This window comes from Candidatus Nitrotoga sp. M5 (assembly GCF_927904885.1).
Taxonomy (GTDB): domain Bacteria; phylum Pseudomonadota; class Gammaproteobacteria; order Burkholderiales; family Gallionellaceae; genus Nitrotoga.
The window spans coordinates 155091-177516 of the sequence record NZ_CAKMNW010000001.1 but is presented as its reverse complement, the minus strand read 5'-3'; the positions used below and the strand labels follow the sequence as shown (position 1 = coordinate 177516).

Below are 22426 nucleotides of genomic sequence, written 5' to 3'. Positions count from 1 at the left end.
GAGATGATTTTAACAGAGACAGGATGCACGCCTTGCTTGTGAAGAGAGTGGAGGGGCTATGAAATAGAAGAGCCTCTAAGGCTTTCGATACGGCTTATTACTATTTCGTTAACTTATACGCAACAGTCAATGGCCTTTCCACCACCTTGCCGGGTCTCCAGCGCTCGTCGATAAATCTTCGATAACCATGTCGACCCTGCAATCTCGAGAGAATAGGTGAGTCACTTACGTTGCTACAATGAACTTCTAAAAAATCAATTTTCAACGCAAGACAAGGCACGAATAAAAAAATCAGAAAGGCATGTATATGTTGATATGTATTCGATTATTTTTTTCGAGTAACGCCGTATTGTGACAAAAATTGATTATTAATAGGTGTCATTTATTACATACGATTTCTACCATTGCCGGTTGTATATATTTACTTTCCCACTTATTTAGAGGGTGAACTAAATAGTAAAACTCGCTTTATTCGTCGCGCTGTATTTTTCCAGATTGATGATAATCACATGGTTAGTGGAGTAATAAGTCATGGCAGAAGATAGCGATCTCGAAAAAACGGAACAACCTACACAACGGCGCCTGGATCAGTCCCGCGAAGAAGGTCAGGCAGCGCGTTCGCGCGAGCTGTCTACTTTTTCTGTGGTGTTTGCAGGAGGGGCTGGGCTATGGTTGATGGGTTCCGGGTTAATTTCGCATCTAACCAAGCTGTTGCGTGATGGCCTCACCCTTGATTCAACATTGGCTTTTAATGCCGATCTGTTGTTACCACGCCTGTACACGCTGTCGTTAGAAATTCTAGTGGCATTTCTGCCTTTTCTACTGTCTCTGCTCGTTATTGCTGCGATATCACCTATATTGCTTAGTGGCTGGATATTTAGCTGGAAGCCACTACAACCCAAATTTTCAAAACTCAATCCCATCGCAGGTATAGGCCGCATGTTCTCGATTAATAGCCTGGTCGAACTTGGTAAGGCTATCGCCAAATCTCTGGTCGTAGGTGGCATAGGTGCGTGGGCTGTCTGGTACAACAAAGATTCGGTGATGATGATGGCAGCTGAGCCGTTAATTGCTGCCGTACCTCATCTAGGCTATCTGTTGTGGATGAGCTTCGTCGCTATTATGGGTGGCATGTTTCTGATTGCGTCAGTGGACGTTCCATTTCAACTATATGAACATAATAAAAAATTGAAGATGACCAAGGAAGAGGTTCGTAAAGAGGCCAAAGAATCAGAAGGTGATCCACAGGTCAAGGGACGCATTCGCAACATGCAACACGAAATGGCGCGCCGCCGCATGATGTCGAATATTCCAACTGCCGACGTGGTGGTGACTAACCCTACACACTATGCCGTAGCATTGAGCTACAGCGAAAAGAAAATGGGCGCACCTGTAGTGGTGGCCAAGGGTTCCCATTTGCTTGCTGCACGCATTCGTGAAATAGCTATTGAAAATAATGTGCCGATTCTTGAAGCACCACCACTGGCGCGCGCCTTGCACAAACATACCGAGTTGGGGCAAGCCATTCCTGAAGCGTTATATAACGCCGTAGCGGAAGTACTAGCCTATGTTTATCAATTACGCCGTTATCGCCAAGGTAGTGGTGCCATGCCGGACGCTCCACATGACTTGCCAGTACCACCACAACTTGATCCAGCATCTGATGAGGAAGGATCTATATGATGAATTTATTGACCATACAAAATTTTATCAAGCGTATTGGTTTGCGCAGCATGGGTGGGCCTGTTTTGATCATTATGATTCTGGCGATGATGGTGCTGCCGTTGCCGCCAGTCCTGCTGGATATTTTGTTTACTTTCAATATTGCACTGGCTGTTATGGTGTTGCTGGTAAGTATGAATACCGCCAAAATTCTGGATTTCGCTGTATTTCCAACCGTCCTGTTGATTACCACACTTTTGCGTCTTTCGCTCAATGTGGCTTCTACTCGAGTGGTGCTGCTGGAAGGCCATACTGGACCAGAAGCTGCTGGCAAGGTAATTGAAGCGTTTGGTCATTTTCTGGTAGGCGGCAATTACGCTGTAGGCATAGTCGTGTTCATCATTTTGGTGGTGATTAATTTTGTGGTAATTACCAAGGGTGCAGGTCGTATTGCAGAAGTTGGAGCACGCTTCACATTAGATGCAATGCCTGGTAAGCAAATGGCGATTGACGCCGACCTGAATGCTGGGCTGATTGGCGAAGATGAGGCGAGGCGGCGGCGTGCCACTATTTCGCAAGAGGCGGATTTCTATGGCTCCATGGATGGCGCCAGCAAATTCGTGCGTGGCGATGCGATAGCGGGCATTGTCATTATTTTTATCAATGTTATTGGCGGATTAATCATTGGTGTATTCCAACATAACCTGGACTTGGCTACTGCCGCCAACAACTATACCCTGCTGGCCATCGGCGATGGTTTGGTGGGGCAAATTCCGGCGCTTGTTATTTCCACCGCTGCCGGCATGATGGTGAGTCGTGTATCCACTGAAGAAAATATAAGCCAACAAATCGTGGGGCAGTTATTTAGCCAACCGCAGGTTCTGATTTTAACTGCCGGCATCATTGGCATGCTGGGACTGATTCCTAACATGCCGCATTTCTCTTTCTTGTTGCTGGCTGCTGCTATGGGTGGCCTGGCTTATTTCATCATGATGCGCGCTAAAACTGTCGAGCAGGAACCTGAAGCGGCAAGTATGGTGGCGCCGCCATCAGAATCGAATGAGGCTAGTTGGGAAGATGTTTCGCAAGTAGACATTCTGGGGCTGGAGGTAGGGTACCGTCTTATCGCGCTGGTTGATAAAGCACAGGACGGAGACCTATTGCGTCGCATCAAGGGGATACGCAAAAAATTTACGCATGACATCGGCTTCTTACCGCCGGCAGTACATATTCGCGACAATCTCGACCTGCGTCCAAATGCATACCGCATTACTCTGAAGGGAGTTGAAATTGGCACGGGTGATGCGTTTCCTAATATGCACTTAGCAATTAATCCAGGCAACGTCACCGGTATGTTACCTGGTACGCCGACGCAGGATCCAGCATTTGGCCTGCCCGCAACCTGGGTGGACACGACGATGCGCGAACAGGCACAGTCTATGGGCTACACGGTGGTTGATGCCAGCACGGTTATCGCCACGCATCTAAGCCATCTCGTCCAAACCCATTCTGCTGAATTGCTGGGTCGACAGGAATTACAACAATTGTTCGATCATTTGAACAAGCTGTCACCCAATTTGACCGAAGATCTTATCCCTAAACTATTGCCGCTTTCTACAGTGCAGAAGGTGATGCAGAACTTGCTCGACGAAGGAATGCATATCCGTGATATGCGTACCATATTAGAAACGTTGGCGGAGTGTGCCGCTCAGACACAGGACGCACACGAACTTACCGCCTTAGTGCGCATCGCGCTTGGTCCAGCCATCGTGCAGCAGTTCTACCCCGCAGCACAGGAATTGCAGGTGATCGGTATGGACAAAGATCTGGAATATATCTTGATTCAAGCCATGCAGACGGGCGGTAGCAATTTGGCAATTGAACCTGGATTGGCCGACACTCTTCTGCGTGAGGCGCAGACTGCTGCACAGCTGCAAGAACAACTAGGGCTGCCCACGGTGCTTTTGGTGCCGGGGCAGCTACGCGATTTGCTGGCACGGTTTCTGAAGCGTGCGTTGCCACAACTCAAAGTTATTTCGCATGAGGAGGTACCAGGCTTCAAGGCGGTAAGGGTAACTTCAATGGTAGGGGGGAGAGCATGAACGTGAAAAAATTTGTGGCGACAACTTCGCGTGAAGCATTGAGGTTGATACGCATTGAGATGGGTGCTGATGCGGTAATTCTTTCCAACCGGATGGTGGACGGTGGGGTCGAGATTGTGGCGTTGGCTAGTGCTGAGTTTGCGAAGTTGACACATGAGCCCAGGCAAGCGGCCCCCGTGCCAGTTCGGGCAGCGGTCGTTAAGCAGGAACGCGCACCTGTCGCAGTTAAGGCGGAGCCTGTAACGCCACCAGTATCTACAATGCAACTGGAACAGCAGGGCATCCTCAATGAGATCAAGTTCATGCGCAATATGATGCAGGAACAGATGGACTGTCAATCGTGGTCGGATAGGCAGCAGCGCGACCCGCAACGCACACGTATATTGCGCGATTTACTGAATGCAGGATTTAGCGCATCCCTATCACGCCAGATGATTGACAAGATGCCAGCTGCAGCCAATATGGAATGGGTGCGTAAAGTTCTGGGAAACAACTTGCGTATCGCCACGAAGCAAGAAGACATAATTGTGCGTGGCGGTGTGGTTGCACTGATAGGCCCCACCGGCGTTGGAAAAACCACGACCACGGCCAAGTTGGCGGCACGTGCTGTGGTTCGCTATGGTGCAGACAAAGTGGCATTACTCACCACCGACAGCTACAGAATTGGCGCGCATGAACAATTGCGAATTTATGGCAAGATACTTGGTGTGGCAGTACATACAGTGCGCGATACCGAAGATTTACGTCTCACTTTGTCTGGCCTGAAGCAAAAACATCTGGTGCTGATTGATACTATCGGTATGGGCCAGCGCGACAGTCGTATGGCAGCGCAAACTGAAATGTTCAATGCTACTGGAGTGCAGCGCCTGTTGTTACTAAACGCCACCAGTAGCGGCGATACCCTGAATGATGTGGCGTGCATGTACAACGGTGCAGGGGTAATCGGCTGCATACCTACTAAACTAGATGAAGCGGTAACCGTTGGTACAGTGCTGGATGTGGCAATGCGCCACAAATTGACATTGCACTACATTGCCAATGGGCAACGGGTGCCGGAAGATTTGCACGAGGTCAACATGGAATACCTGTTGCATCGCGCCTTAAAACAATCTACAAAAACAGCTCCATTTACTTTACATGAACTGGATTTTCCTGCATTGATGGCAGGAGTGGGTGCAGCACCTTTAACTGGGGATGAATATGCAACTAGAATGCGTAACTGATCAAGCAGAGGGCTTGCGCCGTCTGATAGTTCGTGCTTCCACTCGAGTGATCACAGTGACCGCTGCCCGCGCTGGCTTCGGGGCAACCAGTGTAGTTGTAAACCTGGCTACTGCCTTGGCGCGCGCAGGTAAAGATGTACTTATACTGGACGAGAGCCAGTCGCACGACAATGTAAGTACTATGTTTGCGCTTAAATCGCATCATGACTTGTTGCACGCTGTACGGCGCGGAAAATCGATGCGCGAAATTATGCTGCATGATGGACCACAAAATATACGCATACTACCTGTAGCACGTGCCATTCAAGCACTGCCAACATTGTGTGCGCAAGAGCGTGAGCATTTACTGGAAAGTTTGGCGGAAGTATCCTGCGATGTTGATGTTGTATTGGTGGATGCAACGACATGTAGAAATTCAGATGTTACTGGTAGCTTCGCACCTGATCAGCCGCTAATGCTGGTAATGAACTCCACTGCCTCTGCAATCACTGAAAGTTATGCCTTGATCAAGCGCATGGCCATGCAAGATGGGCGACTGAACTTTGGGATTGTGGTTAATAAGGCGTGCAATGAGCAGGCGGCACGCCTTATATTTGGTAACGTGGCAAAGGTAGCACGCCAACATTTGCAGGTATGCGTGGAATATCTAGGTTATATTCCGTTTGATGAAAAGCTTAAACGTGCAACACAACTAGGTCGCCCAGTTCATGATGTGTTTCCGGCTGCACAATCTACGCTGGCATTTGGTGAACTGGGCCGCAACCTGATGTTGCTGCCCGCCACAGAAAGTGAAGAGTCAGAAGGTCTGCCCAATTTTATGCAACGATTAATTCGGCAAGTAAGCACCCTGAATTAGGGCTCGCGCAAGTTATTAAATGCATAAGGCGTATTTCTATAAACAAAAGGAATGTGTTGAGATGGCTTTGTTTTATAAAATTTGTCAGCAACTTCTCATCCAATATATTATATGTCGCTAACACTTCATCTCGCGCCATGTTTATTTAACTCAGTAATCCCTGCAAAGACAGGGGATCGTGAACTTTTAAAAGAATCGTGAATTTTAGATTTCCGATTCATCAAAATCAGCCTGTTTTGAGCTTATTGAAACGAGAATGATGGTTGCCATCAGTGACACTCTTCATAATCAATGTAAATCTCAATAACAAATATTATGTACACAGCCAGCGGAATCAACGATAAGGAACAGTGCATCAAAGAATATGCGCCGCTTGTAAAGCGTATTGCATATCATTTAATGCTGCGATTGCCCAGCAGCATAATGGTAGACGACCTCATACAGGCTGGCATGATGGGTCTTTTAGAGGCAGCTGGGCGCTATGATGATTTGCGCGGCGCGCAGTTTGAAACTTATGCCTCGCAGCGCATTCGAGGTTCGATGCTAGACGAACTGCGCCAAGCTGATTGGATGCCGCGAAACTTGCGTCGCGATATGCGCCGAATTGAAACGGCAATCTGCAAACTACAGCAACGCCTAGGCAAACCGCCAAGTGAAACAGAGCTTGCTAAAGAGTTGGGCGTACCGCTGGCCGAATATCAGCATATGTTGTTTATGTCGCGCGGTGCGCAATTGGTGTATTACGAAGATTTTCAAAGCGATGGTGAAGAGGACTTCTTCGAGCGCTATGATTTTGATAGCGATGTTAATCCGCTCGACGTGTTGCAAGATGAACGTTTCCGCGATGCGTTGATCAAGGCAATCGGAAATTTGCCAGAACGTGAAAGCAAATTGATGGGCATGCATTATGAGCAGGATATGAACTTGCGCGAAATCGGTGAAGTAATGGGCATTAGCGAATCGCGGGTATGCCAGTTGCACAGCCAAGCGGTAGCACGTTTGCGCAGCTCGTTGAAAGGGCATTAATGGATAAGCTTAGCTTAGCCGGCCTATTGTTTGGCCTGGGCGGAATTGTAGGAGGGCAATTACTTGAAGGGGGTGAGCTATCCATCCTTTTTCAGGGCGCGGCTTTTCTCATAGTTTTCGGCGGTACGCTGGGTGCCGTGATGCTGCAAAGCCCTCTAAATGTTTTTGTAGAGGGTATCAAAATGGGCCGCTGGGTGTTCGTTACACCAAAGCTATCCCCGCAGAAGTTGATCAATCAGATTGTCGCTTGGAGCAGACAGGCACGCAAGGATGGAATGCTCGTATTGGAACCGCAAATTGCCAAGAGCAACGATTCATTTGTACAAAAAGGGCTTCAACTGCTGGTTGATGGCCACAATGGGGAAAAAATTAGAGAAATACTTGAGGTAGATAATAATACGTATGAACAATTGCGATTTCAGTCTGCACGTGTATGGGAATCCGCAGCAGGTTATGCGCCAACTATCGGCATTTTAGGCGCAGTTCTTGGGTTAATTCATGTCATGCAGAGTCTTGGAGAGCCTTCAAAGCTGGGTGCAGGTATTGCAGTTGCGTTTATTTCTACTATTTACGGAGTGGGACTTGCGAATCTAGTATTTTTGCCCATGGCCAATAAATTGAAAATGTTGATTCTGCAACAGGTTATGATGCGTGAGATTTTGGTTGATGGACTGACAGCCATTGCCAACGGCGAAAGTTCAAGTTTCATCGAAAGCAAGTTGCAGGGATTTATTCCTTAGTCATGGCACGTCAGATCAGACATCATGAGCATGAAAACCATGATCGCTGGCTGATCTCATATGCCGATTTCATCACGCTGTTATTTGCCTTCTTCGTAGTGATGTATGCAATTTCGTCGGTGAATGAAAATAAATATAAGATATTCAGTGCTTCATTGACTTCCGCATTTAGTAAACAAATAGTCAAATCTGATGCAAGTGATTCAGCCGGCAGGCCGGACTGGTTGCTAAAATCATTGGTGGACAGAAGAAATGCCAAGTTAGTGGAACAACGACAGAAAGCCATGCAGGACATCGCCAAAAAAATCAATCAAGTCATGGATGCATTGGTTAAAAATGGCCAGGTCAGTGTGATGGAGACTAATCGTGGGGTAGCGGTCGAAATTAACGCTAGCGCACTATTCAAAGAAGGCGATGCAACGTTACAAGGCGGTGCAATAAACACGCTAATTGCTGTGGCTAAGGTATTAAAACCAGTTGATTTGGCCATTGAGGTTGAAGGGCATACTGATGACATACCCATCTCCAATCCGCTGTTTCCATCCAATTGGGAGTTGTCTTCGGCACGTGCCAGTAGTGTAGTGCGCTTATTTATCGGGCAAGGGTTAATGCCAAAGTACCTGAAAGCGATAGGCTCCGCCGCCAACTATCCAGTTATGTCCAATGATACGGCGGGTGGCCGCGCGAGAAATCGTCGAATTACTGTGACGATATTATCGCCTCTATCAGAGGAAGCAACATTAGAGCAAACAACGCAAGCACCTAAAGCGCTTCCTATCGAATAGTACGCACGTCAGTTTTACGAAGGCTGGAATCTATAGAATGGTGCTCCCACCGATGATGCTCAGTAGGCGTTATACGTTACTTGTATAGCTGCTTCACTCACGCCCATCAGTGAACCCATTGCCGGCCAGGCAATTATTAACATATTTCTTACAGAATCAATTTTTATTTGAGGATCGTTGCTGATTCAGCAGCATTTTTTGTATTCACGGTGTCTGAAATCTGACTGGCATGTGCCAAATCGTCCAGTGTATTAATGTTAGTAAATGCAATTGCATCATCTATTACTACTTCGCTTAAATGTAAGGTTTCTAGCCAGCTATTTACTTTACGCCCACCCGAGTTCAGATAGGCATCAAGTTTAGGAAGCACGTTCTTGCGATAGAGGGCAATAGTAGGTTGTCGCTTACCAGCAACGACTGCCACGGAGGCTTCCATTGTAACTGTTGAGCTAACTGCTTTATATAATCGGGCAATCAAATCGTCTGGCAGAAATGGTGTGTCGCAAGGAACACTCGCAACCCAATCATGACGTGCAAGTCGCAGAGCGGACTGCAATCCAGCAAGCGGTCCTGGCCAATCCGGTGTCTCATCGGCAATGACTGGATAGCCGAAGCACATATAAGCATCTGGCACACCATTCGCATTAATAAAAATCTCTTCACTTTGGCGGCTGACAGAATCTAGTACCCAGTCAATTAACGCTCGTCCATGCAAGGGCTGCAAGCCTTTCGCGCCGCCGATACGCGTGCCTAAACCCCCTGCCAGAATTACAGAGGTTATTGCAGGCTGTGTCGCTTCTAGAGGCGTCTCGAATTTCACCTGAGACATTCTCATAACCTATTACGTATTATTGCTAATGGCATAAACTGTAATATTTTAAAGTTTTAAGATATTCGGTTGAAGTGACAAATCATTACAAATTGCTATTGCAAGATTTAATTTAAAAAGAAACCTATTGCCCCGCTGAGAAATGGTGAGGGTATCCTGATAATAACTTTGGTTCAATTTGGGAATGTGGAAATAACTACTATCCATTTTTGGATGCGATGACAGGCATACTTCATCGTAATCTGTAGGTCAGTCTTACTAAAAAATTTAGCACTGCTTCCGCCAACACCCATTCAAAAACGGAACATCGGCTATTCCCTCATTCCTTACTTACACGGATAGATTTAATATAATCTGCTAAACCGTCCTCTCTAGTATCATCCGTCGCCGTCTCTTCAGCAAGTAACCCATATTTATTTTTAATCATGATATCTGCGCCATATTCAATTAAAATTTTGGCTGATGCTATATTATTTGTGCAATGTAAAGTGCTATTCCCCTTCTTATAAAGCCCCCCTCTGGACAATGTACCACCTCGTGAAAGCTGCACATTTGGGTTGGCACCCGCAACCAATAAATGTTTGGCAACTGTTGGATGATTAACCCATAAATGCAAAGGCGTGAAACTATCTTTATCTTTCAAATTAACACTAGCACCGCTATCAATTAAAAACATGGCGATATTAGGATCGTCAACCTCGAACAGTGGAGTGCGATTGTTATTATCCATCATGTTAATGTCAGCTCCACCATCAATTAACAGCTTAGCTGCGTCTAAGCTAGAGACATAATGCAAGGGCGCTTTACCCAGAAAATCACGAAAATTCAAATCTGCACCCTCTTTGATTAAGCTCTCTATCCCCGCTAAGTCATTGTCCCATGTCGCCACCATCAGGGCGTCATTATCTTGCACCGCTAAGATAGCGTTATTATTTTCAGAAGGAATAATGCTAGCTGCTATCTTTGCAGCAATTGCGCCTTCATCGCCCTCTATTTCATATTTTTTTTCTTTTCCACGAAGAGGGTTAGATTCATCTGCTAATTTTAGTGATACTTCAGCAGCGTTTTCTATGTGCTGCTTGCGCAATTTCTCTATAGTAGTGGCGTCTTTACCATCCGCAAACGGTTTAGGTTCGGTCGGTACTTTTGGCTTCTCTGATTTTTTCCCAAATAATTTCGGCAGTAGTGCCATGAAAAACCTCCTGATGAAATTTTATTAAATAACAATGGCCGCTGCCAAATAGCCTGTAGAACGAAAAAAATAATAGCGAAAATTAGCTGAGCAGGGATAAATTTTGCGAGCTTACACCTTACGGCGAAATGCATGCTTACCCCACCTGACGATTTTACAGCGTAATAGTTATTTTATTGCCACAAAAGCGGAGAAACATATACGTCTCAGCTAAATTTGCCGCCGATTTACTTTAAGTACGTCAGGCTGCTAGTGGGCAGCTCGTTTAGCGTAATTTTGGAGCACGCATTCTTTAACATCCTGGCATCTGTAATTATTGATCAAAAGCTTAATGTTAATGCTTTAGAAAAGCCATTCTTTGTTAAGAAACTCTTAAACATATACCTTGCTTTAGGAGTAATTTTATTATCATCTATCCTGATTTTTTAAGTCAATATCAGTCAGTAACTGTATCCAAATATATAATAAGTCTCTTTATATAATTCCACAATTTAAAGAGTCTTCTTGATGCTGGTTCAGCATCAAGAAGAGCTTATGGTAGCACGCGCGTGCTTGATGAATAGCGTGGCTATTGCTTCCCCGGTGGCAAGGGCTGCGTGAGATGTTTGATGTTTGAGAACAGCTTAATGCATGAAGCTAATGTGGCTTCAAAACCACAGCTAATGGGTTCTATATAGTGGTCAACTGATTTTGAGCGTTTATCCAATATATGTATGTGCTCAATTACAGCCTTGTTGGGTTGAATATATAAATATTGATAATTTAAATCAATGTGTTGCTATGAGGTGTGACAATTTGCCGCATGTTCACACATATTGAACTGAGTTATTCTTGAGCGAAATCATTTCATAAAGGCATCAATGCAGGCATTAGCTTGTATCGCAAGTTTAATAATAAGAATTTTGTGAGTGCCTGTTCAATGGGTGATTGTCATCCCAACACGATAAATTACAAGGATTAGTTATGAGTTTTTCGAAAAAAGTTCCTCTGTTGATGTTTCTAACATCGGCATTGGCTATTTACAGCAATACAACTCGGGCTGATCACGGCTCTATGGGCTTCGGCATAGGTACAGCATCGCCAATTATCACTCAGACCGGTATAACACTCCCTACCGGAATGTGGGCCAGCGGACTGATCGCCCAATTTACTGATTTTGACACTCCCAGTCCGTCAGCCTTACATGATCTGAGCAAAGATTATGGTGATGTTCACAGTGTGAAATCTCAGTTAACCCCGTCGATATTTGCTGCTTATGGTGTGACCGACAATTTGTCGCTGGGTATCAGGCTACCTTATGTGCAGCGTTTCGATGTCGGTGGTGTAGATCATCATGGTGGTCATCATGATGTCAGTGATCAGGGCAATCCAGGCGGTTTTGGCGGTGTTTCCCTGTTTAGTCAATATCGTATTTTCAATTCCGTAGACAATCTAAACCATTTATCACTGGTTACGGCTCTCACTACCCCAGGCGCAACTCACGTCCGAGGTGCCGGTGAGCGACTTGAAACACATTCTCAGCCCAGTGGCGGTTCATGGAATCCTGCAGCCGGATTTTCTTTTACTCGTGCCATGGGAAAGGTTTCGTTTGACAGCAATATTCTGTATACGTTAGCCACTAAAGGCGCGCAACGTACCAACCTCGGCGATACTTTTGACTATAATGTTGCACTTTCTTATGCATTCGTTGGCACGGCCAGAAACAATCTTTTCGTTGGCAGCAATAACTCAACGTGGACGGGTATTTTGGAATTAAACGGTCATTGGCAAGATCGTCAAAAAACTGCTGGCCTGACTGATTCGAACTCGGGTAGTAATATCATTTATCTCTCGCCAGGTATCAGATATTCCGGCGGCAAAAATTGGAATACTGCCTTATCAATAGGGACACCGATTGTCAAAAATATCAACGGTTATCAAACGCCACCAGATTACCGAGTAACTTACCGCTTCGTTGTCGCGTTCTAGCAGCATTTACATTTTTACAAATTCAAGATTGACCATAAAATTATTTATGTATGATCAACTGACTAACGAGAGAATCTTTCGCATCAATCGCATAACAACTGCAAGGGATTTTATCGGGTCTCTCTCCATAAGCGGTGCTCAGCTACTCAGTAAGTTACTGCTGCTCGGCGCGTTGGCGTTAAGCACTGCTAGCTATGGCGATCATAATGACATAAAAGCCGGAACAAACGATTTCTCGCACTACCCTCAGGGTGGGAGCCTGTTTGTTTCTACGGCTTTTGGTCCTGATAACCGTTTATGGCGGATTGTCTCCGAAAAATGGCATGTTTATGTTGATTATTCAACCGATCTAGGCAAGACCTTCAGTGCACCTGTGCGTATCAATTCGAAATCACAGCGCATCAAAGCAAGCAGTGAAAATCGTCCCGATATCGCCGTAGATGGTACTGGCCGGATCTCAGTTATTTATTCGGCTGAAGGTGCTCAACCGTCAGTCCTGTACTTCAGTACATCTACCGATAATGGCCGCAGTTTTTCAACGCCAAAACCATTGAGCAACAATGCATCAGAAGCAAACTCTTCTCAAGGCCGACTGCTTTTAAATTCGTCGGATCAAGCTTATATCTTCTGGCTTGACGAACGCGATAGAACCGACTGGAGGCAACCTGGGAACTCGGTTTATTACACAATCATTGACGGCCAGAGCAGCCATGATTTCATCAATCAAAAACTCTCCGACACCGTTTGTGAATGCTGCCGTATTGCTGCCGCTATTGATAATGAGAGCCAGCCTGTTTTATTCGCACGTTTCATTTATCCAGGTGGTATACGCGATCATGGTCTTTCCAAGACTCAAGCAAATGGCAAAAATCCACTATCGTGGCGTGTCACCTTTGATGAATGGAAGATAAAGGGCTGTCCTGAAAATGGACCTGCAATTTCTATTAGTGATGACGGCCACTACCATGTTGCCTGGTTTACGCGAGGGAGCGTCCGTCAAGGTTTGTTCTACGCTTATTCATCTGACCAGGGAAAGAATTTTTCAACTCCGTTGCCGATTGGTACACCAAAAAAACGGTCAAGTCATCCTGATATCATGGCTCAAGGGAAGCATGTCGTTCTGACCTGGACTGAGTATGATGGGACAAAATCGCAACTTTTGGTGATGCAGTCAACCGATAGTGGGCAAACATGGTCTCAGGCCAGATCAATCGCAGAAAGTAGCAGTGGAATTGACTTTCCGTTTTTGTTAAGCAGTAGCGAAGGTGTTTTCGTGTCGTGGAACAGCAAGAATGAAGGTTATCGGTTAATTCCGCTGGATTGATATATCCACGTTTAAGCTACAGTGAGCGTAGTGTTGTTTTCGCCACCATACTTTTGATCCCTCACTCAGATTGGCTTCTACCGAGTATCGCCGTATCGTGACGCAATGGGGTAAGCAGGCAAGCCTTGAAGCGGCTACAAGCAAAATTGGATTTTTAGAGATGCCCTGAGGTGTAAGGAAGTTCTATTATTCATGTGGTCGCACTGATTGGCCCACAGTCGCTCTACTTGCCAATACCGACTCTCAACCGACCTATATCGAGTCGGTTGCGTCTGTTTTTAACCGGTGTTTGTCAGAATTTGGTAGCGTTTATTTTTCGAGTGTCGGGCTCGCCAAACTCCGGTCGAGCTTGTCTTCAACCTCGCCTATGTATGCCAACTGGCTGCGGCTAGTTTCTTCAATCAGGCTGCGTAACGCTTCTTCCACCCCTTCAATTTGAGTAGAAAATGAAGTTCTTGATTTTTCTGTCGACTCTCGCAATTGCGCAAACTCATGATTGATTTGGCCGCGCAACTCGTTCAGCCGCGAGGCCTCAGCTTTTTCGGCCAGCTGTTGTTGAGCTTTAAGTTCGCGCGCATAACGGTGTGCGTCCATCAGCATAGTTGTGCGAAGGATGAGGACGTAAGCGACAAAAAACGCCGCAAATACTAGAATCACTCCCAGCAACAAGAGACCCAAGGGCGCCTCAAAGCTGAAGGCCACGAAGGATAGCGTGGCTGAGGTTGTCAGCGTGCTCCAATTGGCTAAAACGAATATACCAAAACAGAAAAAGCCTACAAGTATCAGTGGCCCAAGAATTTTCATGATGTTTCCCCTAAAAAATGCCTACAGTTTTTTATTGACCCATCCAGTTGCCACTATGCAACTCTTAATGGTTAAACACTGTACTTGAATATCGGCATAACGAATTTTACAGCGAAACAGTGTCCTTTAAGTTTATTTTTACCCAACGATACCAAAGTATTACTATTTAAAAGCTTTGACCAGAATGGCACTAAGTCAAGCTCAATTAGCATTTCGCTACCCTTTAGCGCGTATCAATATATTGTGGCTAAGCTGTTGATAAAGATTGCTAAAATCTTTCGTTTTGGTTGGATTGTTATTGATTCCTTTAGTTGATTTAACTGGTCTCCAACTATTGTTTAATCCTGTTTGTTACATGCATGATTTAAAAAGACAGTCACCGTACCCCCAAATAACTGTGCCTGAAATAATTTCTATATGTGCAATGATAGTAAACGCATTATACCTAGGGGATAACTCTCTTTTATATACGATACCTGAACCTCCAATTTCTAGAGATGACGAGGTTTCAGCAGTAGACATTCTGGCGTTGTTTACTTGAAACTCTGCAATTACGGCCAGTAAGACCATTATTGACCCAGAGCGTGAAAACCATATGCCATCACTGCCGGTTGTAAGATAACTATAAATGCAAAATGCTAATGCAATAGTTAATAATATTTCTATGTTGTGTTTTTTTATCATGCTCATACCTAAAAGCACCTAACGAAAAATTGAAGCGCGCCGCGCTTTTGCATAGTCTTACTTAAATGTAAAATTGGGAAAAGCTGTTGTCGCAGAGAAATACGCCCCATCAATTTGATTAAAAGCCATAATTCCTCCTCAATCAGCAAGATGATTTTGTACTTTATCATGTGGAGAGTGATAATGAAACACGAATATCTGCAACTCTTTAAGCGGATTATGAGAGCCTGTCCAAGTAGCTTGAAGCTGCGCGGTATGCAGCCCAGACGGTTTTGAATCGTCCCGTAACGGTGCGCGCCGGACTGCCAAATATTTCAAGCGTTTTGACACGAAAGCCACTAAGATAAGCTTTGTTAGCAATGTTAGATCATTATAAAATCTAGGAAATTATGATTTAAGTTGTTGTTTTATATATGCTGAATAACCTTAATTTAGTGACATTCGGCGTTGCCTCCTTTAGTTACAAATTTATTTATCGAAACAGATTGAGATGATGCACTAACGGTCAGCCTGAAATTTCGTCAGTCTTTACGTAAGGTATTTAAAGGCGCTATTGTCGTTGCTGGCAATTACTCCAGCTGAAGTTGGGACACAAATAATCGCAGATGGATTAGTTGATTTCATTGCATATGGGCGTAAATTTCTTGCTAATTCGGACTTGCCATTTCGGTTCGAGGACAACTTGCCGCTGAAAAAAATTAGCGATATGGACACACTATTTGGTGGCAATGAACGAGGCTATACTGATTACCCGACATATCAAAATCCATAGGAACGAGAGGCTAAAAATGAAAGCTGTAGCTATCAAAAAATACCTTCCAATTGAAAACCCTGAGTCTTTTCTCGATGTAGAGATGAAAAAGCCTGTACCGGCCGGACATGACATTCTTGTCGCTGTAAAGGCAATTGCCGTCAACCCGGTAGATACAAAAGTACGTGCGCCAAAAGACAAAATTGAAAATGAACCCAGAGTTATAGGTTGGGATGCCAGCGGTGTGATTGAATCAGTCGGTTCGGATGTCACCTTATTTCAACCCGGCGATGAAGTGTACTACGCTGGTGACATCACTCGTTCTGGCAGCAATGCTGAATATCAGTTAGTTGATGAGCGGATTGTTGGTCATAAGCCTAAAACTCTCAGTCACCCTGAAGCGGCGGCTTTACCATTAACGACCATCACCGCCTATGAAGCGATGTTTGATCGACTAGGTATCGATCGTGATGGAAAAGACGCAGGGCAATCAATATTAATCATCGGAGCTGGTGGAGGTGTTGGCTCTATCGCAATCCAACTCGCAAAACGCGCTGGTCTGACCATAATCGCAACAGCCTCGCGGCCTGAATCATCTCAATGGGTGACAGACCTGGGGGCAGATTATGTGGTGAATCACCGTAAACCGATGGTTGAGCAGGTGAAAGCCTTAGATATTGAATACGTAGATCATATAGCGATTTTTAACGACATGCGGCACTGGCAAGCGGCCGTTGAATTAGTTCGCCCTCAAGGTGGTATTGTCTCTATTGATGACACTGATCACCCAATGCCTATGGGTGGTATGAAGTTGAAGTCTGCTAGCTTACATTGGGAATTCATGTTCGCGAGGTCGATGCACCAAACCCCTGACATGGTTGAACAACATAAGCTACTGACATATGTAGCCAAAGAAATTGATGCAGGAAATCTAAAAACTACTATTAATCTGGTTATTCGTCCGATCAATGCAGTGAACCTTCGCAAAGCGCATGCGTTAATTGAGCAAGGTAATGTGATTGGCAAAGTTGTTCTAGCTGATTGGTAATGTCGTTAAGATGACTAGGACGACGTTAAAATCTATGACTGCTTAGGGGCGCTTTTGGCTAAAATCTGACGATCAACGCTCCATAAAATTACTCTCAAGTTGCATGATTGCAATACCTGTCTACTTTATTTTTACAGCGAACAATACGTAGTTACGCTAAATTGCACCAATATTGTGAATATTAATATACAGACAAGGACTTAGCATGGGGTTTATACGAAAAACTATCACGTTAACCGCTAAGCCAGACCAATGGATTAAAGAACAAATATCTGCTGGCAAATTCACGAATGATAGTGAATATATACGTGATCTAATACGTCGCGATCAAGAGCAAAGTGCTAAATATGAAGCCTTGAAGCAGACTATTTATGAAGGACTAGAAAGTGGTGGGAGTGATAAAACTTTGCGTGAGGTATGAAAAGAGGCTGAGCTGCGTTACTAAATAAAGCATGAGTGAATTTTATTTGTCTTTCCAAGCTGTTGAATTCACAAATATCGCTAAGATGACTCTCAATTCAGTAAACATGCCTCGCAGCAACAATCGTATATTCAGCGAACCCGCCATCGCATTCCAAACCAGAGTACCAGGGCTGAGCCAGATCTTTTCCGCCGGCCTCGAACATACATGGCTCAACGAGCACCCTCGCATCTATCAGGTCCGAATCCACCTGCTCTCCAACAGCAACTATCCTGCCGCTGCCATCAGCGCCTTGTATCCTTGCAAATTGAATGGAGTTGCCTGACCACCTTGCGTCGCCAACTAGTGATACTCGATTTCGAGTATCACCCTAACCGGGTATTGATATCAGGGGTGTTCACTCCCGCTGCACCTACTTTTATCAGTACATCTCGTGGTCCAGGATGGGGGCATGAATATCGTCACGAAACAATCGCTTATCCAAGTCATTATGACCAGTTAGCTAAAAGCCCTTCATTACAGCTGATATTGCGTTCAACAATATTTACCTCCGAGCCTAACGCTCGCGTAATAGGCGCGAGCTTCCGAGCGTCTTAATTGACGCGCTTGTTAGCAGTAAATTTCAGGCGCAATACTTGCTGACCAGTAGGTTCGTGCAATTTCTCTTCAAGCTGCTCAAAACCATACTTTGAGTAAAATTTAAGACCAATTGAGTTTTCTTTAAAGACCTCAACTTCAAGATCTCCGTGTAATTCTTGCGCTTTATCCATTAGCGCTTTACCTACACCCTTGCCGTGATACTTTGGCTGTAAAAATATTGCACCAACCTCGTTGCCCATCAAGGCAATAAAGCCTTCAATATTGCCGTTAATGACTACAACCCATGTATCTGTATTAGGCATATACACTTCAGCTACATTTATTCGCTCTTGAGCTATAAACTCATCGGTCATAAAAGGATGCGCTAATCGAGTTGCAGTTTCCCAAGACGAGAGCACTGCATCTAAATCAGAATCTTTATATTGTCGTATTTGCACGAATCTATTTCCTTTACTGCTAATGCCCACGTTGAGCATTTCCGTAACCCGCGCGTGAAACGCGCGGGTTACGGGATATGCTTCGACGTGTTGTTAGCTATCTATTGTATTTCGATCTATTCGCCTCGACTGCGTTCACGAGTGCTTCGGAAAACAGACCGACTGAGCCTGGATTTTGACCGGTGATGAGCTCTCGGTCCTTTACAACGTGCGGGGACCAAGGTTTGGCCAACTCCACTTTCCCGCCTGCGGCTATGAGAGCAGCATCTGGATAGAAGCGAACTTTTCCGCCAAGCCCTGTTGCCTCGGCGACTTGCTCCTCCGCAGTTGAAAATATCGTCATTTTATATCCCGCATAGGGCCAGCCCGAAGCCAGTTGCGACGCTTCTTGCATGAGGCCTTTTTCGAGAGCGAGCACAAAGGCCTTCGGATCTTTGACCGTAGAAACGAGCGCGATCGGTCCATGGCAGATGAAAGCCGTGGGCTTCCCCGCTCGATGGAAATGGTTCAGCACGATTGCGACGTCCGCGTCTTGGATTAAATCCACCATCGGCGCGTGGCCACCGGGGAAGAAGACGGCCGCATAGCGGTCGAGTCCCTTTTCTATCAGAGCGGAAAGCTTCTCCGGCCTCTTGAGACCCGTAAGACCATCATGGAACTTGCGATAGGACTCATAGACCCCACGATCGTTTCCGAAATGGTCTGCGGAATCGCTGCGCTTGTCCATCGCCACAGCATTGCCTGCCGGGTTGGCGAAGACAACTTCATATTCCCGATCGATCAGCTTTCGAACAGGAACCGTAAGTTCGTTCAAATAATAGCCGGTCGGGTAGGTCTTACCGTCCTGTAACTTGAGTGTGCTCTTGCTCGAGATAATGACCAAGATCGTGGGCGGCGGCTCGGCGGCCGCGCGCGTGATAATCGTGAATGCCAGTGTGCAAAGGACCGCGGCGCCAAGAAGAAGTTGTGTCCGGCGTGAGAAGGTTGTGATCATGTGATTTGTCTCAATTCTACGTGTTGGTTATTGTGTGCCCGCTCTTGGCGCTCCGCTTGAGCGAAGGTTCAGACGGCAGCGCCTTAAGAATAGGGAGTTCCGTCTTTATGCACAAATTGCCACGCTCCCTCAATTAGAATGGCGCCCAAGTCGTCATCTGGGTAAGTGCCTTCGTCGCCCGGAGTTCTGTCGCCAACCTCAAGGTAAAGGACTGCCTTGTTAGTTTCGTTGATCAGGCAATGGCCGTTCCCAGTGCCCGCCTTGAACCCCGCGCACATACCGGGCTTCAGTCGAGTTCGACCCTCATCAGTGTGTAAGGTCGGATGCCCTTGCAGAATGTAAACAAACTCATCTTGTTTTGAATGAGTATGTCGCAATGCCGATTTTGCGTTTGGATCAAGACTCGTCAAATTGACTCCGAGGTTATTTAAGCCGAAGAACTCACCGAGTTGCCGCTTCTCCCTGCCTACCATTTGCGAGGCGAATGGCTCGGGATAAACAGAGGGTTTCCTTCTGACGGGAACCTCCGTGGCGAGAATTGCTACAGTTTTGGGGTTATTTGGCATGAGGACTCCGAAATCAAACTCTGACGCCTAACGTTAATGCTATGCAGCGCAAACGAAGTGCAGCGTAATTTGCGTCCGGACGAGCGCCTTGTTAGCTGCTGAATAATTGAACTACCGAGCACGAACATATCGGCAAACTTGCGCACCTGTACTGGCTTTTACTGAGGATTCCAGTGTAAAAGGAACCGCCTTTCCGTTCTCAGCAAAAATCGTCTTTCCACCACCAAGAATGATCGGCTCGATTGTGAGCAGCAATTCATCGACAAGATCGGCGTCAAGTAAAGACCTAACCATCGTTGCACTCCCATACACGTAGATGTAGCCTCCCGGCCTCGCACGTAATTCGGACACCGTCTTCATGAAGTCAGCGCCACGAATGATAGTGGTGGGATTCCATATTGCATCTTTCTCGGTGAGTGTATTGGATACGACGTACTTCTGGACACGATTGATCCAATCCGTGAATGGGTCCCCTGAGCGACTGGGCCAAGCGGCAGCCGAGACCTGATAAGTACGACGTCCTTGTAAGAGTATCTCACTCTGTTCAGCGAGTTCGGCATACATGCTCCCCATAACATCCGGGTCGAAATACTTCATCGACCACCCGCCGTGAGTGAAGCCGCCATCGTTGTCTTCATCAGCTCCTCCTGGAGCTTGTACGACACCGTCTAGACTGATGAATTCAGTGATAAGTGTTTTCATTTAATCTCCTGGTTTTAAATTGTGGTGATTTAAATTTATCAGATTTTTACGATGCCTTTCTCTTTTCTGTAACTGTTGCAGTTTGAACTTGAATTCACCAGACAGAGTCAGTTAATGTTACTCTGACCCTAAATATTTCTGACCCCAATTATTTTCAGAGGAGGTCGGAGTCTGGGGATTTCTTGCCGGTGCTTGTCTTGAAAATGCTCAATGGGACAGTCGCATGGGCGATGATCCAGTAGTCGGCAGCATTATCGGTACGCTTCATTTCGACGGCGGCCGCATGCACACAATTCGTCTTTCGGAGTTCGTCCCCAGGTCCCGGCATCTTGGTATAGCCGAAGCCTACGGGGTGAAAATCATAACGATCCTTGAACCATACATCCACGGTTTTACTGGCTGCATTGACCTGGTAGTCGACCTTGTCGATGCCTCCAAAGGCTCTTTTATTTTCTTCGATTGCGTAGTGTTTCTGTTGAAGAAACACGCTGCCCTTGGGGGACTTTGCGATAGCGCCGCCGATGAGACCGCGAACTCCACTGTCGTTGGTGAGCATATTGTCCAATGCTACGTGATGCTCTACATCCTTTCCGGATCCAGCCGTGTAGTGATCGAAAGTCTCTTGGGCGAGGCCTGTGAGTTCAAAGACACCTGCGCTATTCATGACACCCGACGGAGACAGATTGGAGCATGCGCAGTTGATTGCAGCGTCAGGACCAAAGGGGCATTTGGTCGCGGCGTCGGCTTGTACTTTTGCCCAGTTCGCTGCAGATGCCACATGGTTATGAGCGGGTCGTCCCTCAAGGTAGGGATCCGGCGGCGCTTTTGGATTGGGTTTGCGCTGTATTGCATTCGCGTGATCCCCGCCCTGCTGCACCACATGTGTCAACTCATGCGCCAACAATCCCCTTCCCCCCAACGAACCCGAAGAATACTCCCCGCTTCCAAACACAACATTATTCCCATGCGTAAAAGCCCGAGCATTAACTGAACGCGCCAAACCAGCAGCTCGCGCATCACTATGCACTCGTACACCAGAGAAATCTGCCCCAAAGCGCGGCTCAAAAAAGTTTCTCTCTGATTTAGATAATGGCCGTCCACCACCTTGCAATGATTGAATACCAGTGCTTATCGAAGGCGTCACTGAGGGTGTTACATCTCCGGTTGATTTAGCCTGGATTAATTTTTCATCATCCGCTTCATCAGGCTGCATTTGAATGAGTGGACTAATTTGCTGCGCCAGTGGCTTAGCTTGAATAAATTCTTCTTGCTTTTTTTGTTGCCGCTGAACGGCACCACCCGCATTACTAACTGAGAAACCGGATTTTTTTCCACCATAACGAGCATCAGCCTGCGAAGGCTGCTGTACTTTTGGTTCCGGCATCCGCATCACCTGCTCTGCTACCCGATCCGCTTCCTGCTCATATTTGTCATTTGGCTGGCCAATCTTGAGTTTGGCCTGGATAGGAAAGGATTGCGAATTTAGTCTGACAGGTGTTTTACTGTCGGGAAAAACAGGGATTGAACCAAAGTCAAAAAATCCTGATGGCTGCGATACTGCTACCTGCTTATCATACGAATCTGAAACGCCTTTCGTTAGGTGATTTTCTGGCAAACCAGACAATAACCGCCCAAAATTACTAAACGAAGGTTTTGCTTCTTGCTTATCTGTAACACTATGTTTTGAAACATGTGCACGATGATTACCCATA

22 protein-coding genes are annotated in these 22426 nt (G+C 46.0%); 12 read left to right on the top strand and 10 right to left on the bottom strand.

Annotation, left to right across the window (positions count from 1 at the left end):
* Positions 1–531 precede the first annotated feature (531 nt).
* The 7 genes from flhB (at position 532) to motD (ending at position 8394) form a co-directional block, all read left to right on the top strand.
* The gene (gene flhB, locus MJ770_RS00815) at positions 532–1683 is read left to right on the top strand and encodes a flagellar biosynthesis protein FlhB (protein WP_239249440.1); all 1152 of its coding nucleotides are present in this window, start codon (positions 532–534) and stop codon (positions 1681–1683) included.
* Positions 1683–3764, top strand: a complete 2082-nt coding sequence (flhA, locus tag MJ770_RS00810) for a flagellar biosynthesis protein FlhA (RefSeq protein WP_239249499.1) — start codon at positions 1683–1685, stop codon at positions 3762–3764. The genes flhB and flhA overlap by 1 nt, the downstream gene beginning before the upstream one ends.
* Positions 3761–4987, top strand: coding sequence for a flagellar biosynthesis protein FlhF (gene flhF / locus MJ770_RS00805; RefSeq protein ID WP_239249438.1), 1227 nt, complete (start codon positions 3761–3763; stop codon positions 4985–4987). Before flhA ends, flhF begins: the two co-directional genes overlap by 4 nt.
* Positions 4965–5843 carry a MinD/ParA family ATP-binding protein gene (locus tag MJ770_RS00800; protein WP_239249436.1) on the top strand — a complete coding sequence of 293 codons (879 nt, stop codon included), beginning with the start codon at positions 4965–4967 and terminating at the stop codon, positions 5841–5843. Before flhF ends, MJ770_RS00800 begins: the two co-directional genes overlap by 23 nt.
* A 315-nt stretch (positions 5844–6158) precedes the next feature.
* Positions 6159–6869 carry an RNA polymerase sigma factor FliA gene (locus MJ770_RS00795; protein ID WP_239249434.1) on the top strand — a complete coding sequence of 237 codons (711 nt, stop codon included), beginning with the start codon at positions 6159–6161 and terminating at the stop codon, positions 6867–6869.
* Positions 6869–7609: a flagellar motor protein gene (locus MJ770_RS00790; protein WP_239249432.1), complete on the top strand. Its 741-nt coding sequence runs from the start codon at positions 6869–6871 to the stop codon at positions 7607–7609. Before MJ770_RS00795 ends, MJ770_RS00790 begins: the two co-directional genes overlap by 1 nt.
* 2 nt (positions 7610–7611) lie before the next feature.
* On the top strand, positions 7612–8394 hold the full coding sequence (motD, locus tag MJ770_RS00785) for a flagellar motor protein MotD (RefSeq protein ID WP_239249430.1): 783 nt from the start codon (positions 7612–7614) through the stop codon (positions 8392–8394).
* Positions 8395–8557: 163 nt separating this feature from the next.
* On the opposite strand, the gene mobA is transcribed toward motD, so the two are convergent.
* The gene (mobA, locus tag MJ770_RS00780; RefSeq protein WP_239249428.1) at positions 8558–9223 is read right to left on the bottom strand and encodes a molybdenum cofactor guanylyltransferase MobA; all 666 of its coding nucleotides are present in this window, start codon (positions 9221–9223) and stop codon (positions 8558–8560) included.
* 319 nt (positions 9224–9542) lie between these two features.
* Positions 9543–10415 carry an ankyrin repeat domain-containing protein gene (locus MJ770_RS00775; RefSeq protein ID WP_239249426.1) on the bottom strand — a complete coding sequence of 291 codons (873 nt, stop codon included), beginning with the start codon at positions 10413–10415 and terminating at the stop codon, positions 9543–9545.
* A 963-nt stretch (positions 10416–11378) separates the two neighbouring features.
* On the opposite strand from MJ770_RS00775, the gene MJ770_RS00770 reads away from it, so the two are divergent.
* Together MJ770_RS00770 and MJ770_RS00765 are read left to right on the top strand one after the other, a co-directional pair.
* Complete coding sequence (locus MJ770_RS00770; RefSeq protein ID WP_239249424.1) at positions 11379–12383, top strand: transporter; 1005 nt, start codon at positions 11379–11381, stop codon at positions 12381–12383.
* A 46-nt stretch (positions 12384–12429) separates the two neighbouring features.
* A complete protein-coding gene (locus MJ770_RS00765) occupies positions 12430–13707 on the top strand; it encodes a sialidase family protein (protein ID WP_239249422.1) in 1278 nt (425 codons plus the stop codon).
* Between the two features lie 309 nt (positions 13708–14016).
* Here the strand turns inward: MJ770_RS00765 and MJ770_RS00760 are convergent, their stop codons facing one another.
* On the bottom strand, positions 14017–14511 hold the full coding sequence (locus MJ770_RS00760; RefSeq protein WP_239249420.1) for a hypothetical protein: 495 nt from the start codon (positions 14509–14511) through the stop codon (positions 14017–14019).
* A 351-nt stretch (positions 14512–14862) separates the two neighbouring features.
* Positions 14863–15201, bottom strand: coding sequence for a hypothetical protein (locus MJ770_RS00755; protein WP_239249418.1), 339 nt, complete (start codon positions 15199–15201; stop codon positions 14863–14865).
* 553 nt (positions 15202–15754) lie between these two features.
* Between MJ770_RS00755 and MJ770_RS00750 the strand changes: the two genes are divergently transcribed.
* From MJ770_RS00750 to MJ770_RS00740, 3 genes are all read left to right on the top strand, one after another.
* Positions 15755–15967, top strand: a complete 213-nt coding sequence (locus tag MJ770_RS00750; protein ID WP_239249416.1) for a hypothetical protein — start codon at positions 15755–15757, stop codon at positions 15965–15967.
* A 16-nt stretch (positions 15968–15983) separates the two neighbouring features.
* Positions 15984–16994, top strand: coding sequence for a zinc-binding alcohol dehydrogenase family protein (locus MJ770_RS00745; RefSeq protein ID WP_239249414.1), 1011 nt, complete (start codon positions 15984–15986; stop codon positions 16992–16994).
* Positions 16995–17199: 205 nt separating this feature from the next.
* The gene (locus MJ770_RS00740; protein WP_239249412.1) at positions 17200–17415 is read left to right on the top strand and encodes a type II toxin-antitoxin system ParD family antitoxin; all 216 of its coding nucleotides are present in this window, start codon (positions 17200–17202) and stop codon (positions 17413–17415) included.
* A 97-nt stretch (positions 17416–17512) separates the two neighbouring features.
* On the opposite strand, the gene MJ770_RS15525 is transcribed toward MJ770_RS00740, so the two are convergent.
* The 6 genes from MJ770_RS15525 to MJ770_RS00710 all read right to left on the bottom strand — a co-directional run bounded on the left by MJ770_RS15525 (position 17513) and on the right by MJ770_RS00710 (position 22425).
* Positions 17513–17686, bottom strand: a complete 174-nt coding sequence (locus MJ770_RS15525; protein WP_445083110.1) for a hypothetical protein — start codon at positions 17684–17686, stop codon at positions 17513–17515.
* 322 nt (positions 17687–18008) lie between these two features.
* A complete protein-coding gene (locus MJ770_RS00730) occupies positions 18009–18452 on the bottom strand; it encodes a GNAT family N-acetyltransferase (protein ID WP_239249408.1) in 444 nt (147 codons plus the stop codon).
* 97 nt (positions 18453–18549) lie between these two features.
* Positions 18550–19446, bottom strand: coding sequence for a type 1 glutamine amidotransferase domain-containing protein (locus MJ770_RS00725; RefSeq protein WP_239249406.1), 897 nt, complete (start codon positions 19444–19446; stop codon positions 18550–18552).
* A gap of 83 nt (positions 19447–19529) precedes the next feature.
* Entirely contained in the window at positions 19530–20012 is a 483-nt protein-coding gene (locus tag MJ770_RS00720; RefSeq protein ID WP_239249404.1) for a cupin domain-containing protein, read from the bottom strand.
* Between the two features lie 111 nt (positions 20013–20123).
* Complete coding sequence (locus tag MJ770_RS00715) at positions 20124–20714, bottom strand: dihydrofolate reductase family protein (RefSeq protein ID WP_239249402.1); 591 nt, start codon at positions 20712–20714, stop codon at positions 20124–20126.
* 154 nt (positions 20715–20868) lie between these two features.
* Complete coding sequence (locus tag MJ770_RS00710; RefSeq protein ID WP_239249400.1) at positions 20869–22425, bottom strand: eCIS core domain-containing protein; 1557 nt, start codon at positions 22423–22425, stop codon at positions 20869–20871.
* Position 22426 lies beyond the last annotated feature (1 nt).